The organism is Chryseobacterium sp. CG10_8, from assembly GCF_058117085.1.
Window position 1 is genome coordinate 1 of sequence record NZ_JBYVEB010000159.1, and the last position, 4,381, is coordinate 4,381.

Below are 4,381 nucleotides of genomic sequence, written 5' to 3' on the forward strand. Positions count from 1 at the left end.
TCTTTTAAAATACGTTAAAAAATCAGCGGATTTCCCCTTTAAAAGTTTAGAAATTTTTCTAATTTTGCAAACTTATGAAACGATGGTATCTTTACCCTTTTTCGGTTGTTTATCACATAGTTACAGGAATTAGGAATATTTGTTATAATATTGGAATTTTCTCTTCAACCAAGTTTAAGACCCCTATTATTAATGTAGGAAACTTAACAGTAGGAGGGAGTGGAAAGTCCCCAATGGTCATGTTTTTGGCTGATTTTCTTTCAAAAAATTACAGAACTGGAGTACTTTCTAGAGGTTATGGAAGAAAGACCAAAGGCTATGGAATTACCAATTACGAAAGTAATTACAGAACGGTCGGAGATGAAGCGATGCAACTTTTCGAAAAATTCAGGAATCGCTTTGTGATTGGTGTCTGCGAAGATCGGGTTTATGGAGCGAAGAAAATGATTTCTGACATGGATTTAGAAGTTTTGCTTTTGGATGATGCTTTTCAACATAGGGCAATCAAGGCAGGATTCAATATTCTGATGACGGATTACAACGATCCTTATTTCAAAGATTTTTTGCTTCCAGCTGGAGATTTACGCGAATCTAGAAGTGGAGCGCAACGTGCAGATGTTATTGTCGTTTCCAAATGTCCTGATGATTTGACGCCTGAACAAAAGCAATATTATATTTCCAGAATCAAGCCCGAATCTCAACAGAAAGTATTCTTCTCGTCCATTGCTTATGACGAATATATTTATGGAGCTAATGATAAGCTTCCAGATAATAATCTTGCATATTACGATATATTGTTGATTACTGGTATTGCTAATCCAAAACCGTTGATTCAGCATTTGAGCAAATTCTCCCAAAGGGTAAAACATTTGAAATTCAAAGACCATCATAATTTTACCGAAAGTGATATCAAGAATATAGTTGCACAGTATAAGAAACTAGGAGAGTATCGACTTATTTTGACTACAGAGAAAGATTACGTACGTCTGAAGAGCTATGATTATATCCGAGATATGATTTATTACTGGCCAATTAATCTCAATATTGATAAGCAAGAAGAGTTCAAAAAAACAATCATGCATTATGTTAGCAAAAATTAAAGAGACCGCCGATTTTATTCGAAATATTATTCAGGAGACTCCTGATTTTGCTATTGTGCTTGGATCTGGTCTTGGAGCATTAAAGGATGAGGTAGAAGCTATTCATGTCATGGATTATGCTGATATTCCCAATTTTCCACAACCTACTGTTGCTGGTCATGGAGGAAAATTAATCTATGGAGTGTTGGAAGGGAAGAAGGTATTGATGATGAGTGGTAGATTTCATTATTACGAAGGTCACGATATCGATACAGTTGTTTTTCCGTTTCGTGTTTTTCATCTTTTAGGAATTAAGAATTTGGTGGTTTCTAATGCTTCAGGAGGAGTCAATCCTTATTTTGAAGTGGCTGATATTATGTTGATTAAAGACCATATCAATATGTTGCCAGAACATCCTTTGAGAGGAAAGAATTTGGATGATTTTGGACCGCGCTTTGTGGATATGAGTGAGCCTTACAACAGAACAATGCTTAAAATCGCTAAAAATGTAGCGGAAGATAACGGGATTAAAATTCATGAAGGAACTTACGTTGCTTTGCAAGGTCCTACCTTCGAGACGCCTGCAGAATATGGTATGATTAGAGCAATTGGAGGAGATGCAGTCGGTATGAGTACCGTTCCCGAAGTTATCGTTGCCAAACATCAAGGGATGGATTGTTTTGGAATTTCTATTATTACCGATTTGGGAGGACCAGATATCGCTCATAGTGTTTCTCATGAGGAAGTTCTACAAGCTGCTGATAAAGCGATGCCTAATGTCATTACTATTGTGAAAGGAGTTGTTAGGAACTATCCTCCTGATAATCAATAGGCTTAAAACTCATAATTGGGGATAAGTAATTTCGCTTTTTTCTGTGAAAAAGTTTGCAATTATTTGATTTTTAATTCATTACTTCTTTTTTTAATTGTTAGTTGCTTCTTTAAAAGCTTGGGATAAAACTGAGTGGAAATATTTGCATTAACCCTTGTTGTTCATCTATCTTTACATCAACAAATTAAGTGAAACGAAAGTGATTTTTGATGTTGAATTCTTTATAGAAGAGATATTAGAAGTTACTGGATGAGGGTCAAAAAATGATTTTTCATGTTTTACAAAATAATCGAAACTTAAGGTATGTCAAAGGTTGAAAGTAAGGAATCGAAAGAGGATTTACTCAAAGCACAAACCAAAGGTTAAGAGGAAAGTGGAAGCATTATTGATAATGTACAAATGCCAAGAAAAGTTTGATATTTGAAATTCTGAGTTGAAAAATAAAGAATTGTAAATTGAAAAATTTAAAATTTGAGGTATCAACATTAGATAAAGATGAAACTTCACAGAAAGCGGAAAACTTCAAATGCGAATCATTATCGAAAGAGAAAGATTTCATACTTGATTTTGAAAGTTTTCGAAAAGTATCGTTCCGATGCGGAAACTAATTTGGACTGATGATTCAGAAGTTTGAAAAAACAGAAAGAATCATCAGTTTTTTTGTACCCAAAAAAATCTTCAGAATTCTGAAGATTTTTTAAGTAATATGTATAAAAATTTAGTTCTTTACAAAAGTCAGGTAATTAGTAGAACCTGTTCCGTTGCTTACGTCTTTAAGCTCAATAGTATTGGTGCTTTTGCTAACGATTTGCCAATCTGCAGTAAGTTCGTAGAAGTTAACTGGATTATTAAATAAAACATTAAAACGCAAATCAGGGTCTGTCATATTGTTGCTTTTAAGGTCAATCACAGACCATGTGCCAGTGTAAGCAAACATGATATCTCCATTGGTTGCATGCAACTCATTATCTTCTCCAAAAGTAAAAGTGTACCCAGCGAAATTAGACGTTTTATCGGTATCAGAATAAACGAACTTTGAGACTCTCCAAGTTCCAGACTTTACAATTAGATTAACAGCTGTTGAATTGTTGTCTTCGTAATCACTTCTATCGTCACCGCATGAAAGCAAAACCATATTGACAATTAATGCCAAAGCAACCATCTTAAATATAATTGAGATTCTTTTCATATTCTGTAATATTATTCTTGAGTACATTTAATTATCAAAAATAAACAATTTTATTGAATATGAATAAAAAAACTAGATCCCTATTAGAAAATATTGTTGGTAGATATAACTAAAAGTACTTTTATTATTCATATTTACTGTTTTTTTGTATCAAATTTTGATTTTTTGGAGTGAAATATAAATGATTTTCAAAAGTAAATTTCTTAGGTTCTGTCTATAATGTATCACATTCTAAACCTTCTGTTCTCTTTTTTTTCAGAATTCTGTTTCTTTTGATTCAGTCTTTTCTCGATTTGTCCTTTGGAAGGTTTTGTTGCTTTTCTTGGTTTGGGTTTAATCAACGATTTGTTGACGATTTCTAAGATTTTTCAATAGTGACTTTTCTTGAAGTTGGATTCCATTCCCTACAGTTTTAATATTGACCATGCCATTGCGAAAACTGCGTCTCACAGTTCTGACAGAAATATGCTGTTTTTAGTTTTTCTATGTTACGAATTTCGAAAAAATTTTTAGCATGAAAATATATTTTTTGAAAGTCATAGTTTGTCCGTTTACGAATTTGCATTTGCAAAAAAAACATGGCTTTTTTAGAAAAAAATGAGTGGAATTTTGCAAATTATCTAAATCATGTTATACGAAATAACGAACAAATTTATTGTGCAGGAATTGAGAACTCTCGCATTACAAGTTCAATCATTTTTTTTCCGAAAAACTTTTCTCTTGATTACAAAATTGTATATGATAAGAATGTTTTTTTATTGATTAATTATGAAATTGATGGTCAGAAATACCCTGATTTGAAAGAAAAATTTTTAGAAAAATTCAAATTTATTTTTCATGATCAACGTTTTTTTGGTAGTAAAGAAAATCAGTTAATATTGAAATCTACAATATCTGAAAGTGAATTACAGCGAGCAAAAATGATATTTTATGCCGAGAAAGAAATGAATGTTTACTTCTTACCAGAAACAGGAAAAAGCATGACGGAAATTGCAAAAAAAGTGCTTTCAGAATTTAAGGAAACAATAGATGAAATATCGAAAATTCTTTTTGAAAATTTTTAATTTTGTGATCTATCAGATCTGCCATTTTTAGTGAAATCAGAACCATCTGTTGTTAATAAAATCGCAAATAAAAATGAGTTTGAATTGCCATCAATGATTAATTGGTTCTATACACAAAAAAATAAACAAAAGAAACAACCAATTGTTTTGAGAAGAAGGAATTGGCTTCAAAAAACTTATGTATTTTTGAAAAGAATAGGATTTTTAAAATATAATT

5 protein-coding genes are annotated in these 4,381 nt (G+C 31.8%); 4 read left to right on the forward strand and 1 reads right to left on the reverse strand.

Annotated elements, in window-relative coordinates; all coding sequences use genetic code 11:
- Window positions 1-74: 74 nt before the first annotated feature.
- Together lpxK and AC4AGG_RS15395 are read left to right on the forward strand one after the other, a co-directional pair.
- Window positions 75-1,100 (forward strand): tetraacyldisaccharide 4'-kinase, encoded by a 1,026-nt coding sequence (lpxK, locus tag AC4AGG_RS15390; RefSeq protein ID WP_489772902.1) that lies wholly within the window; start codon window positions 75-77, stop codon window positions 1,098-1,100.
- A complete protein-coding gene (locus tag AC4AGG_RS15395) occupies window positions 1,084-1,911 on the forward strand; it encodes a purine-nucleoside phosphorylase (RefSeq protein ID WP_489772903.1) in 828 nt (275 codons plus the stop codon). The genes lpxK and AC4AGG_RS15395 overlap by 17 nt, the downstream gene beginning before the upstream one ends.
- 718 nt (window positions 1,912-2,629) lie before the next feature.
- Here AC4AGG_RS15395 and AC4AGG_RS15400 read toward each other — a convergent pair.
- The gene (locus tag AC4AGG_RS15400; protein ID WP_489772904.1) at window positions 2,630-3,100 is read right to left on the reverse strand and encodes a hypothetical protein; all 471 of its coding nucleotides are present in this window, start codon (window positions 3,098-3,100) and stop codon (window positions 2,630-2,632) included.
- 578 nt (window positions 3,101-3,678) lie between these two features.
- Here AC4AGG_RS15400 and AC4AGG_RS15405 point away from each other — a divergent pair.
- Together AC4AGG_RS15405 and AC4AGG_RS15410 are read left to right on the forward strand one after the other, a co-directional pair.
- Complete coding sequence (locus tag AC4AGG_RS15405; protein ID WP_489772905.1) at window positions 3,679-4,164, forward strand: hypothetical protein; 486 nt, start codon at window positions 3,679-3,681, stop codon at window positions 4,162-4,164.
- 30 nt (window positions 4,165-4,194) lie between these two features.
- On the forward strand, window positions 4,195-4,381 hold a 187-nt coding region (locus AC4AGG_RS15410), incomplete at its 3' end, for a hypothetical protein (protein ID WP_489772906.1).

What these genes read in the sequence shown, in the direction of transcription:
- AC4AGG_RS15400 (WP_489772904.1), bottom strand. Translation starts at nt 3,100, where the DNA reads ATGAAAAGAATCTCAATTATATTTAAGATGGTTGCTTTGGCATTAATT.
- AC4AGG_RS15405 (WP_489772905.1), top strand. Translation starts at nt 3,679, where the DNA reads ATGGCTTTTTTAGAAAAAAATGAGTGGAATTTTGCAAATTATCTAAAT.
- lpxK (WP_489772902.1), top strand. Translation starts at nt 75, where the DNA reads ATGAAACGATGGTATCTTTACCCTTTTTCGGTTGTTTATCACATAGTT.
- AC4AGG_RS15395 (WP_489772903.1), top strand. Translation starts at nt 1,084, where the DNA reads ATGTTAGCAAAAATTAAAGAGACCGCCGATTTTATTCGAAATATTATT.